At 43.8% G+C, this 16,353-nt stretch carries 14 protein-coding genes; 4 read left to right on the top strand and 10 right to left on the bottom strand.

Features of this window, described 5'->3' with window-relative positions; all coding sequences use genetic code 11:
• Positions 1 to 43: 43 nt before the first annotated feature.
• From M2444_RS24700 to M2444_RS24690, 3 genes are all read left to right on the top strand, one after another.
• The gene (locus M2444_RS24700) at positions 44 to 928 is read left to right on the top strand and encodes a carbohydrate ABC transporter permease (RefSeq protein ID WP_042130723.1); all 885 of its coding nucleotides are present in this window, start codon (positions 44 to 46) and stop codon (positions 926 to 928) included.
• A 25-nt stretch (positions 929 to 953) separates the two neighbouring features.
• Positions 954 to 1,844, top strand: coding sequence for a carbohydrate ABC transporter permease (locus M2444_RS24695; RefSeq protein ID WP_094874433.1), 891 nt, complete (start codon positions 954 to 956; stop codon positions 1,842 to 1,844).
• Between the two features lie 351 nt (positions 1,845 to 2,195).
• A complete protein-coding gene (locus tag M2444_RS24690) occupies positions 2,196 to 3,017 on the top strand; it encodes a TerC family protein (RefSeq protein ID WP_094874432.1) in 822 nt (273 codons plus the stop codon).
• Between the two features lie 484 nt (positions 3,018 to 3,501).
• On the opposite strand, the gene M2444_RS24685 is transcribed toward M2444_RS24690, so the two are convergent.
• Positions 3,502 to 5,868, bottom strand: coding sequence for a YcdB/YcdC domain-containing protein (locus M2444_RS24685; RefSeq protein ID WP_280788256.1), 2,367 nt, complete (start codon positions 5,866 to 5,868; stop codon positions 3,502 to 3,504).
• A 171-nt stretch (positions 5,869 to 6,039) separates the two neighbouring features.
• Here M2444_RS24685 and M2444_RS24680 point away from each other — a divergent pair, with 171 nt between their 5' ends.
• Entirely contained in the window at positions 6,040 to 6,987 is a 948-nt protein-coding gene (locus M2444_RS24680; RefSeq protein ID WP_280788318.1) for a serine hydrolase domain-containing protein, read from the top strand.
• Between the two features lie 99 nt (positions 6,988 to 7,086).
• On the opposite strand, the gene M2444_RS24675 is transcribed toward M2444_RS24680, so the two are convergent.
• The 9 genes from M2444_RS24675 to M2444_RS24635 form a co-directional block, all read right to left on the bottom strand.
• Positions 7,087 to 8,217 carry a low temperature requirement protein A gene (locus M2444_RS24675; protein ID WP_094874429.1) on the bottom strand — a complete coding sequence of 377 codons (1,131 nt, stop codon included), beginning with the start codon at positions 8,215 to 8,217 and terminating at the stop codon, positions 7,087 to 7,089.
• A gap of 178 nt (positions 8,218 to 8,395) precedes the next feature.
• On the bottom strand, positions 8,396 to 9,148 hold the full coding sequence (locus tag M2444_RS24670; RefSeq protein WP_094874428.1) for an ABC transporter permease: 753 nt from the start codon (positions 9,146 to 9,148) through the stop codon (positions 8,396 to 8,398).
• Positions 9,142 to 9,918, bottom strand: a complete 777-nt coding sequence (locus tag M2444_RS24665; RefSeq protein ID WP_280788255.1) for an ABC transporter ATP-binding protein — start codon at positions 9,916 to 9,918, stop codon at positions 9,142 to 9,144. The genes M2444_RS24670 and M2444_RS24665 overlap by 7 nt, the downstream gene beginning before the upstream one ends.
• The gene (locus M2444_RS24660; protein ID WP_280788254.1) at positions 9,899 to 10,891 is read right to left on the bottom strand and encodes an ABC transporter substrate-binding protein; all 993 of its coding nucleotides are present in this window, start codon (positions 10,889 to 10,891) and stop codon (positions 9,899 to 9,901) included. Before M2444_RS24660 ends, M2444_RS24665 begins: the two co-directional genes overlap by 20 nt.
• A gap of 247 nt (positions 10,892 to 11,138) precedes the next feature.
• Complete coding sequence (locus M2444_RS24655; protein WP_094878584.1) at positions 11,139 to 11,852, bottom strand: GntR family transcriptional regulator; 714 nt, start codon at positions 11,850 to 11,852, stop codon at positions 11,139 to 11,141.
• 8 nt (positions 11,853 to 11,860) lie between these two features.
• On the bottom strand, positions 11,861 to 12,877 hold the full coding sequence (locus tag M2444_RS24650; protein ID WP_280788253.1) for a sugar kinase: 1,017 nt from the start codon (positions 12,875 to 12,877) through the stop codon (positions 11,861 to 11,863).
• On the bottom strand, positions 12,870 to 13,625 hold the full coding sequence (dagF, locus tag M2444_RS24645) for a 2-dehydro-3-deoxy-phosphogluconate aldolase (RefSeq protein WP_280788252.1): 756 nt from the start codon (positions 13,623 to 13,625) through the stop codon (positions 12,870 to 12,872). Before dagF ends, M2444_RS24650 begins: the two co-directional genes overlap by 8 nt.
• Before the next feature lies 1 nt (position 13,626).
• Entirely contained in the window at positions 13,627 to 14,730 is a 1,104-nt protein-coding gene (locus M2444_RS24640; protein WP_280788251.1) for a DgaE family pyridoxal phosphate-dependent ammonia lyase, read from the bottom strand.
• Positions 14,696 to 15,808 (bottom strand): amidohydrolase/deacetylase family metallohydrolase, encoded by a 1,113-nt coding sequence (locus M2444_RS24635; protein WP_280788250.1) that lies wholly within the window; start codon positions 15,806 to 15,808, stop codon positions 14,696 to 14,698. The genes M2444_RS24640 and M2444_RS24635 overlap by 35 nt, the downstream gene beginning before the upstream one ends.
• Between the last annotated feature and the right edge of the window lie 545 nt (positions 15,809 to 16,353).

Here is a 16,353-nt window from a genome sequence, read left to right as displayed (position 1 = left end):
GATGGTAGTAGATAGATTACTCTTTCAAAGGACGGAGATTTCCATGCACAGAGTGTTAAGCGACAAAAAAGCGATATTCCTGCTCATCGCACCCGGGCTATTCCTGTTTGCTTTTATGATTTGCATCCCTATCTTCATGAGTGCTTATTACGGCTCTACGGACTGGGGTGGGATCGGCAAGTACAATTTTATCGGCTTTGATAACTATCGCGAAATCCTATTCCATGACAAAGTATTTTGGACTTCGCTGGGCAATGCCCTGTTGCTCACCGCTGCCACTGTATTCTTGCAGCATCCCTTTGCCATTCTCATAGGGATATTCCTGACCAATTCCGGTAAATACGAAAAAATATTCCGGACGATCTTTTTTATCCCCGCAGTAATTTCTGTTGTGGTTACAGCCAAGCTGTGGAGCGGGATTTTTCACCCCAATTACGGATTGCTCAACAAGTTGCTAAGTGGTGTCGGGCTGGATTCACTCACACATGATTGGCTTGGAGATCCGAAGACAGCAATCTGGTGCATCATCATTGTTGTTATGTGGCAAGGTTTTGGATACGCGCTGCTGCTATATTATTCAGGTCTGCAAGGCATTCCAAGTGATCTAAGCGAAGCCGCAAAAATCGATGGCGCAAACAACTATACCCTCTACACACGCATTATCATACCGCTTCTATCGCCTATGATGCGAGTTGCCATTATCATCGCGGTAACAACCTGTCTTAAGCAAATGGAAACCGTGTTCTTAATGACCAACGGCGGCCCGGCGAACAGCACGCAATTCTTAGGGAACTACCTTTACAAAACCGCCTTCTCATCATCGCTATACGGCTACGGTAATGCCATATCCATCCTATTTATTGTGTTCTGCCTTGTACTGACCGTAATACTCAACAAGGTTCTGAAGAAAGATATCGGAGAGTTTTAGAATCCCTGTAACCGGAGGAAATCATATGAATAATTCATTAGCACCTGCCGCTTCGCCCCCCAATCTGAAGCTTCATAAACAGAAGCGCAGTAAACCTACTACTGGCAAAATCCTAATGATGGTGTTTCTTTGTCTCATTGCTTTGATTCAGTTATTTCCGCTCATCTGGCTGATCGATTACTCCCTGCTAAAAAGTGGTGATTTCTTCGGAAGCTCTTTTCTGAAATGGCCATCCCCCCCGCAATGGGAGAATTATAGAAACGCGTTTACCTATGGGCGTGTACCACGCTACTTTGCCAACAGTCTTATCATTACAGTAATTACCGTTATGCTGTCCGCATTAGTGTCATTGATGATGGGGTATGCGTTCACCCGTATGAAATGGAAGCTAAGCGGTATCGTGCTGTCACTTATCATGATGGGTATGATCATTCCCATTCACGCGACACTGCTGCCGAACTTTATCCTGTTTAACAAGCTCGGAATGCTGAACAATATGTACACACTGATTCTGCCTTATTCTGCTATTGTTATCCCCATGAGTGTGCTCATCATGACTGGATTTCTAGAGACCATCCCTCGTGCGATTGAAGAGTCGGCGGTTATCGATGGCTGCGGCATTTACGGTGTGATCTTCCGCATCATCTTCCCTATTACGAAACCCGCACTAGCTACCATCTGTGTACTCAATTTCATCAGCACTTGGAATGAATTTATTATGGCGAACACCTTCCTCACCTCGGAGGATCTCAAAACCATTCCATTCTCCATTATGAAATTCGCTGGAGAATACTCGTCCAACTACGGTGCTCAGTTCGCTGTTATGACGATCATTGCGATCCCAACCATCCTGATCTATCTGCTCTTTACAGAACAGATGACTAAGGGAATTACGGCTGGGGCGGTTAAGGGCTAACACAAAAAGCGTGGAGAACTCTAGCTTTATTCCTCCAAGATTTTATTGACATTAACTTTCAACTCGTATATGATCTCCTTAGGCAAAAACACAACGAATAAAATTAAAAATTTAATATATCCCGTAAAGGGGAGTAGCTGTTAAATAAAGTCGTCAATACGAGAATATGAGGATATTCTCCGGCTTTATTGGCAATTCAACATTGTTAGCGAGACCTTTACCAATCAGGTTAGACCTTTATTCCAAAGGCTAATCTGTTTGGTAAAGGTCTTTTTTATATAAAATTGGTTAAAATGGTATAGTAAGTATCTTTTAGTAGATATTTGCATTAGAAAAGGGAGGACAACAGTAATGGATTGGGGATTAATATTAGAATATGGCTGGGTATTACTCGTTCTTGTAGCACTAGAAGGACTACTAGCCGCAGATAACGCATTAGTATTGGCAATTATGGTAAAGCACCTTCCTGATGAGGAAAGAAAGAAAGCACTATTTTACGGATTAGCCGGAGCCTTCGTGTTCCGTTTCGGTTCACTATTTGTCATCTCTTACCTGGTTGATATCTGGCAGGTACAAGCCATCGGCGCGATTTATTTATTGTTTATCGCAGGGAACCATATCTTCCGAAAACTATTGTTCAAGAAGCCTGTTACGGATGAAGCAGCTGAAAGCGGTACTGGAGCTGCAGTCAACAAAAAGAAATCCAGCTTCTGGTTTACTGTATTTAAAGTAGAAGTTGCTGACATCGCCTTCGCGGTCGATTCCATTCTTGCAGCAGTTGCCCTGGCGGTTGCTCTTCCTGCAAGTGGCCTTCCAAAAATCGGTGGACTTGACGGCGGTCAATTCCTCGTCATCTTTGCCGGTGGATTTATCGGACTGGTCATCATGCGTTTCGCAGCTACCTTCTTCGTTAAATTGCTCCACACCCGTCCAGGTCTTGAAATTGCAGCCTTCTTCATCGTAGGTTGGGTCGGAGTTAAGCTGGCAGTCATTACATTGGCACACCCTTCACTTGGTGTTCTTTCCGAAGATTTCGCACATAGTACTTGGTGGAAGCTCACCTTCTATGTTGTGCTCGTACTCATCGCTGCAATTGGTTGGTTTATGAGTAGCAAGGTTGAAGAGAACGCTAACGAGAATCCAATTAAAGAAGTAGATAAACAACTTCATTAATCCTATTTGAATCACAAATAAATAACCCGAAAGATACACCCTTTAGGTGTTAGTCTTTCGGGTTATTTTCTTTTAACTCCTATTTTGCTCCCGATATTCTTGTGGAGTGCAACCGACGAAAGAGAAGTGTAGAAGCGTTTAACTGCATTTTGTACATCTATAATTCTTCGAAACCCTCCGCCATTGGATATAATTGTATTTGGTACAACTATTTTTTTGATTTTCTCCCCTAGAGGTAGATTCTCCAGTTCTTAGTTGCAGAGAATGCAGTTAAATACACAATTCTCTTCTTACATAAGAATTAGCTGCACATAATGCAGTTATCTCGCTTACTCCAGCAAGATTCGGCGTTAAAGGAGAGGGGTTACCGAAAGCTACGTTCTATCAAGTAGCCATGTCCTCAGCCAGCCACCTCAAACTAAAAAAACCAGGGAGCGATTCTCCAATAATCGGAGAATCGCTCCCTGGCCAGTCTTTTTAACCCTTATTGACCAATCAGCTGATCCGTCTTTCCTTGCAGCTCCACTAGCTTCATGATCACCGAAGCGGCCTGCGCCTTCGTTACCGTCTGCTGCGGATTGAACTTGCCATTGTCATCCTTTAACAGTCCCAATTTCACAACAAGAGCCACTGCTCCCTTATTGTTTATAGATGCACTATCACTGAACTGACTTACCGTTACATCTTTATCAAGATAGGCTGTGAGTTTGTTGTATTTCAAAAAATTAGCTAACTGAACAGCCAGCTGTTCCCGAGTTAACTTACTATCAATTTGCAGGCTTTGATCCTTGTTGATCCACTTACGATCAGCTGCATAAGTAACAACATCATAATATGAATTCTCAGGCTTCACGCCTGCCACAGTTTTTCGTTCATTATTACTATTATAATTGCTGAAATTCGGATTAGAAGCCTTGGCAAGGTAAGTTAACCAATCGCCAACAGTTATTTCTTGATCCGGGTTTACTTTACCATCGGCATCCGGAGTAATCACATGATATTTTACTAATTCTGATAATGGTTGTTCTGCTGCATGACCTTTGATATCCGTTGCAGATATTTGAGCATCTTGCTGACCGAGGTAATCAAAGACTGCTACCCATTTTCCAGTGGCTGCATCTAAAACCTGATACATTCCATTAGATTCATCAAAGGCTGTATCATATACCAGTTTCACCTTTGGCACCGCATTGCTATTATAACTATAGTATCCACCAACCTGAGTGTATCTTAGCTTAGTCTGATATTTAGGTTTATAACTTTCGAGCGCTTCCTTCTTGGAAATGGTAGCCTCAGGCGATAATGTGATATCATCGATACCGTCTATCCGATTCCCCATGTAAGAAATCAGTCTGCCGTAAAGATCCAAGCTAACCGTAAGGTTACTGTCACTCACAGGAATCCCTTGATGATATCTAATAAACTGATATCTAAATCCTGATCCGTCTGAAGTCACGCTTGAGTTATCTCCATCTTCTACAAGCTTTAGTTTCTGGCTCGCCTGAGGATACAGGCTATTAATTATACTAAGTACTTTAGTCTTAGCTTCAGCCTCACTAAGCTTCTTCCCTCCAGCAGGAGCCGGCTCTTCCTTCTTCTTATCCTGAGTAGCACCATAAGTTTGAATCTGATACTGTAATATTTCACCAGTCTTTGCATCAATCTCAGCAGAGGATTGTTCTGGAAAGCCAGCACCAATGAAACGTTCATTTCCACTACTACCCCAGGATAACTGCCAGATCTTCCGATCTGTTTGCTGGAAGTCACTTCTCAAGCTTTGTGAGATCAATTTACGATCTGCTGGAATATAAGCAACCTTCTTTACAAGCTGTTCCGCTTCTTTTGCAGTAAGCTCTGTAGTTGATGTTCTTGCTTGAAAGACATCCTTACCTTTTGCTACATCTGAATACACGACTGGGGTGGATACGGATTCTTTTCCTTCATAATCTATTCTCTTGCCGGTCAATGCATCGATAGGATATAGAGACTGATCCACTGGGCGCCAGCCTAAAATCCAGTTGTTAGGTTTTCCGTTCTTATAAATAGGAATGTAAAAAAGGCCTACATCAAACTGTTCCGCAAATTGCTTCTGTGCTTGCTCCAAGGTAATCTTGGGCTGTGCAGAAGGGTACTCAAGCCCTTGAGAAGACTTAGAGAATTGAATTACATTACCGTTGCCGTCCACGGCTATGTTAATGTTATCCGATCCAGAAGGTAGACCATTCTTCATGACACTGAAGTAATAGCTGTATTGAACAGGACCGAATAAAGAGTTCGAAAAATAATTATAACCAGCATCCTCATTTAATTGCAGATCACTGCTCTTAACCGATGCGGCTGCCTTAGCCACAAAAGCCTTGGCGATCTCCAGTGCCTGAGTCTGGGATACTTTCGGTGGATAATAGGATTCGTTATTCTCACGAGGGTATGAAATATACGTACTGATGATATCTCCATTAATGGCATCTACCTCACTGCTAAAGCCATATCCCATATTCCCCTCTTGTATCTGCCACTGAATATTCCACATCATTTGATTTGCTGGAGGGGGGTAGCTTTGGTTAGATCCCAGTTGAACATTGTTTACCGTTGCATCCTTTAGGGCTGGGAATAGCTCTCTTAGCTTCGCAACCGCTTGCTCCTGTGTGAATTTCACTTTTGTAAGATCTGCCTCGGAGTTCGTTGTAGTCACCGGTGCTTGTGCGCTAACTTGTGTTACCGTAGTGTTGCTACTAACAGATGTAGAATCGGCTGCAGCCAAGCTTGGAGGTAACAATAATGCGATGGCGACAGAAGTAATCAATACCGTTTTAGCTGTCTGATGAACAAAGTGAGTGTTATTGCTTTTCAAAAGAATTCATCCTCCTCTAACACGTGATTCATAACATTATACAGATAATTACTTATATTTTCCATATTTAATTAACGACAGGAAATTACATGGTTTATGTAATGTGCGCTCTATAAGCTATAATGGTAGGCAGCTACAGCTCAAACTCATCTATGAAAGGGGGCCACTCACATTACTGACTGGAACCTTCAGCCGCTTATAGACGGCATTACTGGCCTAGAAATTCGCAGTTGTCTAATCGTTCAACATGGAGAAACGATATTGGAGCATTATCGCGAGCCTGAAATCGCTACAGAGCTAGGCAAAATTAACTCATGCACTAAAAGCGTGCTCGCCGCCCTTGTCAGCATTGCCATAGATAAACAAATCGTTCCACCACCTGATACACCTATTTCTGTATTCTTCCCTCCATTAAAAGAGGATCAAGATCAACGAAAAAGAGAAATCACTATCCATCACTTATTAACAATGACAGCAGGCTTTAACTGGACAGAATTTGGGGGGCAGAATTCCTTTCCGAATATGACCAGAAACGCAGACTGGATAAAGTTTGTGCTCGCCCAGCCGCTATCTCATACGCCAGGCACTGAGATGAACTATAACTCTGGATGCTCTCAGCTCTTATCCGCTATCCTGCGGGAATGTTCTGGACAAGACGTTGCAGCATTTGCTGAAGATCAGCTATTTCAGCCGCTTGGTATCGAAAGCTATCGCTGGGACAGTGATCCGCAAGGCATACATACTGGTGGATTTGGCCTTTATATGATGCCTGAGGATATGCTCAAATTCGGTCTCCTTTATTTGCAAGAAGGGCGCTGGAGGGATCAGCAGCTCATTCATTCGGATACCGTTCAGAAGTCCACTCACCCTTATGTTGCAGCTACGCTACCACAGAAGAGCTTCTATGGCTGGCACTGGTGGGTATCCTCATTCAATGCAGGTACAGAGCAGCAGCCGAATGAGATCCCTTATTATTTTGCGCTTGGCTTCATGGGCCAGCACATTATTGTGGTACCATCCTATGAGCTGGTTGCAGTCATTACTGCGGATAAATACAAGAAAGGCTCACCAGCTAATGTGTTCGGCCGATTTATCGTGCCAACGCTTCTTGGGCGATAAAAACAAGGGAATACCGTCCACTCCCATCATACAAGAAGGAAGCCGATCACACGGATCGGCTTCCTTCTTGTTTTCTTATTCAGCTTCGGCACAACAAGCTTACGTCGTTAATTTTGCATATACAACAAAAAATAACATCATTTCACCAATGATCAGGTAATTAGGTATAAGGAACAACAAATCTACTGCGAAAAAAACTCCAAGTAAACCTAATAATAACGCTAAATGGAACATCCCTAATCTTTGCTGTAAACGTCTGTATTTATGGAAGACCAACGAAGTAGAGAAGAAGTAGAGCAACACCGACCCAAAAATAAAACATACCATAAATGTATAATCTAGTTGTTCGAGAAATAACAGTTGGATCGAAGCAGCGATCATACTCAAGGAAATATAAATAAACAAATGGCCATAAATGATGGTCTGTCCGGCAGTCTCTATGCTCTTGTCCACTTTCTTCTCAACATTATCAAAGTATTGCCACCACATAGCTATAATTAATAGAAAAGTTAATAATGCAAATAAAATAGATTGCCACGTCCAGTGGCTAGACTGTAAGACTGCAAGTATACTGACCACTGATTCGCCAAGTAGAATGAGGGTAAACAACGAGAACCGTTCTAATAAATGATGAGTGTTTATCGGGCTTTTCACCAAGTATCTCCGGCCGATTAAGGGAAGCAAGATATCTACAGTAATTCCCGCATACAAAACTACATAACGTATCCAAGAGTCAAAGAAAAGGGATAAGGCAGAGATCACTAATCCAATCCAAAACCGACTTCCCAAATAGCGGGCAGTACCCTTTCTATCAGCTGCTTCATTCTTATTTACCGTAAGATATTGAATGGCAGTCATAGCTCTTAAGCCAACATAACCTATTAGAAATGGCATATAGTATTGATCAAAGTTAACCGATAAGCTAGCCGTCATTATTAATACAAAAAATAATTGTAGAATCAGAAATATCCGGTGTGAAAAGATGTCTTGTCCAAACCGATTCACAAAAAGCGATTGCCCCACCCAGGCCCACCAGATCGGAATGAATATTAAGATAAATTTAGATAAATATTCAAGTGGAATTGTACCCGCCTCTACATGCAACAAGACATGACTCGCTTTTGAAACCGCAGCTACAAAAAGCAGATCATAAAATAGTTCCAGCCAGGTCACTTTCTTCTCAGCAAAGGATGCTGTGCTCTGTTCAAATCCCCATGTGCGTTTATTCATCGTTTTACTCCCTTAGTTTGGATGTGTATATAATACAGTTTATCGAGTACTTATCCATCTTAACCGAATTGATATACTAATTTGAAGCCCCTTTATTTCCACTCAAAAATCACGCAAAAAAAGCTCCCCCTTGCCTAAACTCGACAAAGGAAAGCTATAGATATATCTCCAACTATATTTAATTCCGCCACTTCATAAACTTGTAATCAAGAAAATCAACAAGTAAGAAGAGGACAAAACCTACCAAGCTGAACAGCATAATACCCGCATACATCTCCGGATAATCCAGTCTTAACCAAGCATCCATAATGAAAAAGCCCATGCCATGCTCCGTTCCGTAAATCTCCGTGAAAAAGAGTACAGATATCGCTGTTCCAAGCGAAATACGAATCGTACTCAGAATGACCGACAGTGCACCCGGCAGTGTCACATGCCAGAACTTCTGCACCGTACTTGCCCCTATACTCGTTAAGACATCATAGGTATTCTCAGGAATAGCCTTCACACCATCCCTTACGGAGATAATAATCTGGAACAAGAGAATCATCATGATCATTAAGATTTTTGACGTTTCACCAAGCCCGAAGAATAGCATCACAACGGGAAGCAGAGCGATTTTTGGGACAGGATAGGTTAAATAAACGACAGGGTCAAGCAGCTTATTCCAAGTCAGTGAACGTCCCATCAGAAGACCAATGAGCAGTCCAATGATTAACGCCAGCACTACACCTGCAAAAATTCTGAACAAGCTATATCCTACATTTAAAGCAATCTCCTGACCACCTAAGTGAAACATAGCGTTATATACAGCGAATGGACTCGGCAAAATCGAATGATTCATAAGCAAATAGGCAATATACCACACCACATTCATACAAAAGAACACAAACAACAGTCTTATTATGTGATGAATCCGATTTTTTCTCACCATATCTCCTGCATTACCTTTCTGATTCGCTTAGTCTGTTCAAAGAAATCTACACTGTCCCGCTTAACTTCATGCTTCATTTGAAATACCAATTGATTATCGATCATTTCCGGAGCTTCTTCTTTATTTGATGGCATAACAATAATTTTCTGCCCCAGCAGAATAGCTTCTTCCACATCATGGGTAACAAATAAGGTAGTCGCCGGATGCGCTAACCAGTTATCCAAAAAGAGAATCTGTAGCGTTTCCCTAGTAATCGCATCCAGTGCGGAGAAAGGCTCGTCCAGCAGTAAAATAGTAGGCAAAATGGCGAATGCTCTGGCGATTGCCACTCTTTGCTGCTGTCCTCCACTGAGTGATAGAGGATAACGATCAGTTAAATCAGAGATTCCCATCGACGAAAGCCACTGCTTAATCTGATTCTCCCGTTCTTGCTTGGATGTGCTCGCAGTATACGAGATTTTCATCGCGATTTGAATATTATCATGTACAGTCTTCCATGGAAGAAGCCCATAGTTTTGCGGTACCAGGCCGATCAGAGTTTCTTTATCATGCACGGATTTTTCATTAAAAAGAATTTGCCCCATATAGCTTGGCAGCAAGCCCGCAATCGCCCGTAATAAAGTGGATTTTCCGCTGCCAGAGGGTCCGATGATCGTGTAAATCCCATGCTCCGGTAAAGATAGGTCCATCTTCCCTAAGGCCAGTTGACCTGTCTTATACTCTACTTTAAGGTCCTTAATGACGAGTCCTTTATTTCTTGAATTGGACATCAGAAATCACATCTTCAGCCGAGATATTTTTGCTAAGCAAACCTTTTTCCCGTGCCCATGCAAATGCGGCTTCTACTTCTTTCACATCCACTTGATTGGCAGGGAGATAATCAGGCACCTTGATCTCATCTTTCAACGTTTCTGGATAACCAACTTCTTTGATCACAAGATCGATATATTCGGATTGATCATGAGATTTCATATACGCTACCGCCTCGTCATAAGCAGCATACATATTGCGGATCGCATCTGCCTTAGCATCAATAGCAGTTTGTGGGAAAGCCAATACAAATGGATTCACTCCTGCTGTATGTGTGGAGCTAAGCACGCGCAAGCCTGAAGCTTTACCCATTGTTACAAATGGTTCAGGCAAAATAGCCGCATCAGCCTTATTGTTCTTAAGCAATTCTAACCGGGTAGGGATTTGTGGAACCTCAGTTACCGTGATATCATTTTCTGTCAAACCCGCTTGTTTCAGCATCATCGCCACAGTATATTGTGTGGAAGTGTTTTTGGACAAAATCACGGTTTTGCCTTTCAGATCCTTCACATCTTGGATCGCATCATTCCCAGTCAATAAATCGAATTCACCAAAAGTTGTGCTAGTGATCTTCACATCCAGCCCGGCTTCATTATAGATAGAAATCGCAACCAAATCAGCACTGATCCCCTCTAACTTGCCTGCTTGAAAGGCGACATCACGGTCTTTTGCACTCTTGAACGTTTGGATGTCCAGGTTCACTCCATGTTTCTTATCAAAACCTTGCTCATGAGCAATTACAAAAGGAATCGCATCAATCGAGGGCAGTAAGCCAAGCGACAAAGTAACAGCTTCTTTTGAGGTCTCTGCTGCGTTTCCCTCTGTCGATGCTGTATTCGTGTTATTCTTTGAACCACAACCTACTGCAAGTACAGCGACGACAACGAACATCATCGGCAACATCCACATTCTTTTTAGTGCTTTTTTCTTCATAAAACTCTCCTACCTCCATTAATCTTTCTATAGTAGACATGCCCCTATTCTTTGCAATCTGCAAAAGAGCATGCAAAAAGCCCTTAAGCTGTTCCAGGACGCTTCAGGTATTGTAATTTTACATCAGTCATCACAGCTTGTATATTCATAAATTTAAATAGTTATATTTATCACATACTTAGATGCAAAAAAATCCGAACCATCCTGCAAGGAATCTCCCCTGCAAATTGCTCCGGATTTTCGCTAACTACACCTCATAGTTCACTACATAATTCTGCAGCTCTGTATTGTAAAAGCCGATACTATACTCCGTTACCTTGCCCAGCTCGTCATAAGAATAACGGGTTCGCTTCAGCAAGGGACGCTTCTTATCAAGGAGCAATATCTCCTCGACATCAGGCGGAGGAACGGCAACGGAAAATTCATCACGCAGTTTCTCTAAGGAAACGCTCCGCTCTTCAAGTAGTTCATACAAGGACTGGGCATTTAAGTCTAGTAGATCCAAATCATCCATACCATTTACTAAATAATGTGTGTAATGAACGTATGGAATATCATTTAGACTGTATATGCGTTCCAAGCGTATACAATGTTCGCCGAATAAGCGGTAAGGTTCGCTTCCGACTTCATTATATACTCGCTCCGCCTTCATCCATTGCTTCCGAATTTGGTGCCCTTCATCCACTAGAATTTCCGTGAATTTTTTCCACTTGGACAGCTTGGATGATGAGGTATTACGGATCACCTTCGTCCCCTTGCCGCTCCCCTTCTCCAGAAATCCTTCTTGGACAAGCTCCTGAATGGCACCGCGCACCGTGATCTTGCTGACATTGAATTCCTGCTCTAGCTGAGGCTCAGAAGGAATATTCAATCCAATAGGATAGACTCCGTGTAGAATCCGATCCTTTATAATATTTGCAATTTGTATATATAAGGGCTTATCTTTTCGGGACAAACTCAAGAAGTTCACTACCTTTCTACATCGCCTACGGATAGAGTCATAGCTCGAAGTATATCCGCTTCTGAAGCCATGGGAGTGTCTCCCTCGACAGTATGGGCTAGCATACTAGCGGCAGCGGCAAATCGCACCGTCTGCTCTGAGGTAAAGCCAGTTAGCTCTCCATGCACAATTCCGCTCGTATAGGCATCTCCAGCCCCTATTCTATCATAGACGAGAAATCTCAGCGTATCCGAAAAGAAGAAGCTCTGGTTCTTATAAAGATACCCACGCAGTGAATGTGAGTTGTCGCCATGAATACTGCGATGGGTGCCTGCGATCACCGAGATCTCGTACTGCTTCGCAACTGCCGGAATAAGTTCGAGCAATTGCTCTTCACGTTCAGCTTGGGCAGTGCTCATCCCCAAGATAAATATCGCATCCTTCTCATTCATCATTACGATATCAGCCAGCTGCAGCATCTCCCCGTAATGCGGCTTCGCTAGCGAATACCCTTTCGGTCCCCATAATGACGGACGATAGTTGCAATCAAAGATCACAGTCCCACCCTGCTGCTTGACAGCTCTAGCCAAGGATTTCATATGATGACGTACACTATCGTTCATAGCCAGCGTAATGCCGCAGAAATGAATCACATCCAGACTTCGCGCAATCTCTTCATAATTATAAGTTTCCTCAGGAGCCGTATTGAAGCTACTCTCCAGACGATTACTATAAGTCACCTTGCTTGGACGTGCACCAAATCCATTCTCCAAGAAATACAAGCCCAGATATTCTCCTCCTCGTATAACGAGGTTAGATGAAATACCCAGCTTCCGCAAATACGCGGCGGCGGCCTCTCCCAAGGAGGTAGTCGGCAAACGGGAAATCAAATAACCTTCATGCCCGAAGCGTGCCAGTGCCGAGCTGACATTAACCCCGGTGCCGGAGAATGAATAGTTTAAGGCGTTTCCCTGTGATAGCAGCTGAACTCCCGGCACCTGCAGACGCATCATCACTTCTCCGAATGCCCCGATTCGTTTAGGCATATTTATCTGTCAGCCTCTTCATAATTCCAAGCAAATCACGTACATCCTGGATCCGGGTTTTTCCCGATTCTTTATCAATAATGGATGAATAGACATGCGGAATCACTTGTGGTACCCCTGCTTCAAGAGCAATCTCCAGAATAGCCTCGAAATTATCCATATCAATTCCGCCGGTTGGTTCGAGTGCAAATCCTGCCTCAGCACAAGCCTTCGCGACAGAGCGGTATTCCTCTTCACGGCTTAATCCCTGCATTGGAAAGTACTTCAGTGCATTACCACCCATATCCCGAACAAGCGCAATTGCTGATGCTACAGGTACAATTGCCGCTTCACTCTCCGCAGCACTGAAGAGTCCTGTTGAAATATTCACATAACCCGCACGACCAGAAGGAGCGACCATGCTGTTGATCCAGCTGTCCTTCCCGCCCAGATTAGCGCGTGTAGCTCCGACAACAGGGAACGCCTGGTTAATATGACTACCCGGATAATGCTTAGCAATCTCGGCCACAATTGTCGCTTGGCGATTATCCCCTGCACCTAAGCCAATCGATACCGCATCTTCAATTTCTTGACCATATTGCTTCATCGCTGTTACGGCTTCTTCTACCGACTTATAATCCTTAGAGAGCACACCAACCAGCACATACCCTTCCGCCGCTTCATAAATCTCTTTAGCATTAGTGATATCTTTAGCGAGTACATTTAATGCGGTGCGTCCCTTATAAAAACGTTGTGAAATCGATGTCATCTTATTGTCCCCCTATCAATTTATGAATGCTGTCTACGATCACGAGCAGATCATCCCCAAGAAGCGGCCGTGGGTCAATATCGAAATATCCCTGCTTCACTCCATAATCGCGGGTATAGATCGCAATCTCGCCCCGCTGCAACCCCCCTACCAATTCCTTAGCCGTAATACCGGCCAGCTGCGGATCAACCTGAACTCGGCCGCGATAGATGGCACGGCCCGCCTCATCCTGCACAATGGTTACTCGAATTCCCGGAAGATCATTCAACACCATCAATCCCTGTAATGATGCTTGCTCGTTGTCACTCTTGTCTTCCTTGACCATGTATTCCTGTAAAGCTTGCAGCAGACCAAAGGAAGTTTCTTTACCGACCTTCATACTGCGACCTATTCCATACAATTGCACCTTAACCCATTCTACATATTTACGTTTGCCGGCGATAATACCGGATGTTGGCCCTTCAATGGCTTTAGAACCACTATAAATTGCCAGATCAGAGTATTTTACATATTTACAGAGGTCTTCTTCCGCTGCGGCATCAACGATTAGCGGCACCCCTTTACGCTTGGCGATCTCCCATGCCTCTTCGACGGATAACATATTTTTCTGCACTGCATGGTGGGACTTCACGTACAGAATGGCAGCCGTCTGCTCAGAAATGGCATCCTCTATATGCTCGGCCCGGCCTTCATTCGCATAACCGACCTCAATTAGTTTACCTCCGCCTAGATAGACCATCGTTTCCACAGGAGCCCCGTACTGTACATTATGCCCCTTCAGAATGATGATTTCATTGCGTGGAATGGCTTCTTGGTGCAAACGTTCACTGCGGCGCCGATTGCCTTGGGTCACTAACGCCGCAACGGACAATGCAATCCCGCTGGAGGCTGAGTTAACGATAAGCGCTGCTTCAGCGCCGAGCATTCGTGCCGTGTAATCTCCGGCTTTATCCACCAGATCCGCTATTTCCACATAACTCTGTCCGCCTTGCTTCATCGCCTCCATCACTGTGTCGGACGGAGCGGACACCCCCAGGATGCTCATTCTGCCGCTTGCATTGATTACACGTTTAAGCCCGTATTTCGCATTTAATGAATTCCCCACCTATAACCACTCCTTTTGCATGGATTACTTTATCCGTGATTCTTTCTTTTCCTTCAGAATCAACAAGCACTGCAGACTTATGCTGCAGGATGAAGAGGGTCAGGTTTGCAGGATCTCCCACCTGAATTCGGCCCAGCTCCGGCCTACCCAGCCACTCCGCCGCATTGGAAGTAACCGCTGCCACAATCTCATCCAGAGCATAGCCCAAACATAGAAACTTGGAAAGTACATTAGACATGCTAAAGACAGGTCCCTTCTTTCGATTCACTCGATAGATATCCGTGCTAATCGTATTCAGTCCAATACCATTACGTTTAGCAGCCTCAGCTACCTTAAAAGAGAAGCTAGCTGTTCCATGTCCCACATCTAGATGAACTCCCCGTTCAATAGCTTCAGTCAGTACCTGAAGCGGCTGACCATCCGCTGCAAACAAATTATTCTCTTTTCCGTTGAGATAATGAGTCACGATATCCTTACGCTGCAAAAGGGGCATAACCTCTCTGATATCTGGCGGTGCTGAGCCGATATGTACCATTAACGGCAACCCTGTCTCCATTGAAAGGCTTCGTGCAATATGCAGTGGTTCAATCCCGCTGGCGCCGACAACACTCTTGCTGATTCTGGCCTTTAATCCCACGATCATTTCCCCATAAGTTCGGACAGCTTGCAGGATCTTCTCCTTATCAATCCATTCCAAGTTGGACAATTCATCAATTCTTAGCAGTCCGATCCGCGAGATATTCAAGAAAGCCAGCACATTCGTCTTAGCCTGAGACGCATCCAGAGCCAGATCACCTATCCGATCCGCCCCGCAGCTACCCGCATCGACTATAGTGGTCACCCCTTGCCGGACGCCGATCTCATCAATCTCGTCACCATACGGATCAAATTCACGAAAGGCATGCACATGCATATCGATCCAGCCACTGGATACGTACGCGCCTGAACCTTCCCATTCCTGCCCCCCGCGCCCCTCACCTGCCGGGGTAATCTCCGCGATCTTGCCATTCTCGATTACAATGTCGATCTCTTCTCCGCTTACTCGTTTCACATGACGGAGTACGTATCTTTCATCCATTGTTCTCACCTTTTTCCATATAACATTATAATGTTTAAAATACCACGAAAAGCGCATTAAGTAAATATAACGTTATAATGTTTATGTATAAAAACTAATTCACCTTGTCGGGTTAATAGGCATTTGTTAGTTTGAATTTATAGCTTGCGGAGCACTTATTGCACTCTCCGCAGGAATTTTCAGTGGTTTGGCGAGTAAGAACTCTAGTATTGGTGAAGGATTTTGCTTAGGTAGAACGTGTTATAGGGAAAACCTCCCTATAAATTAGGTCATAGCTGTTGTATGAACAAGTTATACGGAATTTCTCCCTGTATACTTGCCAATTTCAATTAAAAACAGCCAGTTCAGCTGAATTAAGAGGAACAATTCCCTCTATTCTATCGACATGACCTTATATTATAGAATTACAGGGAGTAATTCCCTATAGTTCTAGCGTTTTGACCCTGAAGTAGGTAGCGTCAAGAAGTTTGTGTAAGAGAACAGAAAGTAGCTTCTCGGGTATCTGTTAGTGGGTGTGGATGTTCTTTGGGGCGGGGAAACCCGCC

This window comes from Paenibacillus sp. PastF-3, from assembly GCF_029893135.1.
GTDB lineage: Bacteria > Bacillota > Bacilli > Paenibacillales > Paenibacillaceae > Paenibacillus_AQ > Paenibacillus_AQ nitricinens.
The sequence above is the reverse complement of the archived record's forward strand: the minus strand, read 5'-3'. Positions and strand labels throughout refer to the sequence as shown.

What these genes read in the sequence shown, in the direction of transcription:
- M2444_RS24635 (WP_280788250.1), bottom strand. Translation starts at nt 15,808, where the DNA reads ATGGATGAAAGATACGTACTCCGTCATGTGAAACGAGTAAGCGGAGAA.
- M2444_RS24700 (WP_042130723.1), top strand. Translation starts at nt 44, where the DNA reads ATGCACAGAGTGTTAAGCGACAAAAAAGCGATATTCCTGCTCATCGCA.
- M2444_RS24675 (WP_094874429.1), bottom strand. Translation starts at nt 8,217, where the DNA reads ATGAATAAACGCACATGGGGATTTGAACAGAGCACAGCATCCTTTGCT.
- M2444_RS24650 (WP_280788253.1), bottom strand. Translation starts at nt 12,877, where the DNA reads ATGCCTAAACGAATCGGGGCATTCGGAGAAGTGATGATGCGTCTGCAG.
- M2444_RS24670 (WP_094874428.1), bottom strand. Translation starts at nt 9,148, where the DNA reads ATGGTGAGAAAAAATCGGATTCATCACATAATAAGACTGTTGTTTGTG.
- dagF (WP_280788252.1), bottom strand. Translation starts at nt 13,625, where the DNA reads ATGACATCGATTTCACAACGTTTTTATAAGGGACGCACCGCATTAAAT.
- M2444_RS24660 (WP_280788254.1), bottom strand. Translation starts at nt 10,891, where the DNA reads ATGAAGAAAAAAGCACTAAAAAGAATGTGGATGTTGCCGATGATGTTC.
- M2444_RS24665 (WP_280788255.1), bottom strand. Translation starts at nt 9,918, where the DNA reads ATGTCCAATTCAAGAAATAAAGGACTCGTCATTAAGGACCTTAAAGTA.
- M2444_RS24695 (WP_094874433.1), top strand. Translation starts at nt 954, where the DNA reads ATGAATAATTCATTAGCACCTGCCGCTTCGCCCCCCAATCTGAAGCTT.
- M2444_RS24690 (WP_094874432.1), top strand. Translation starts at nt 2,196, where the DNA reads ATGGATTGGGGATTAATATTAGAATATGGCTGGGTATTACTCGTTCTT.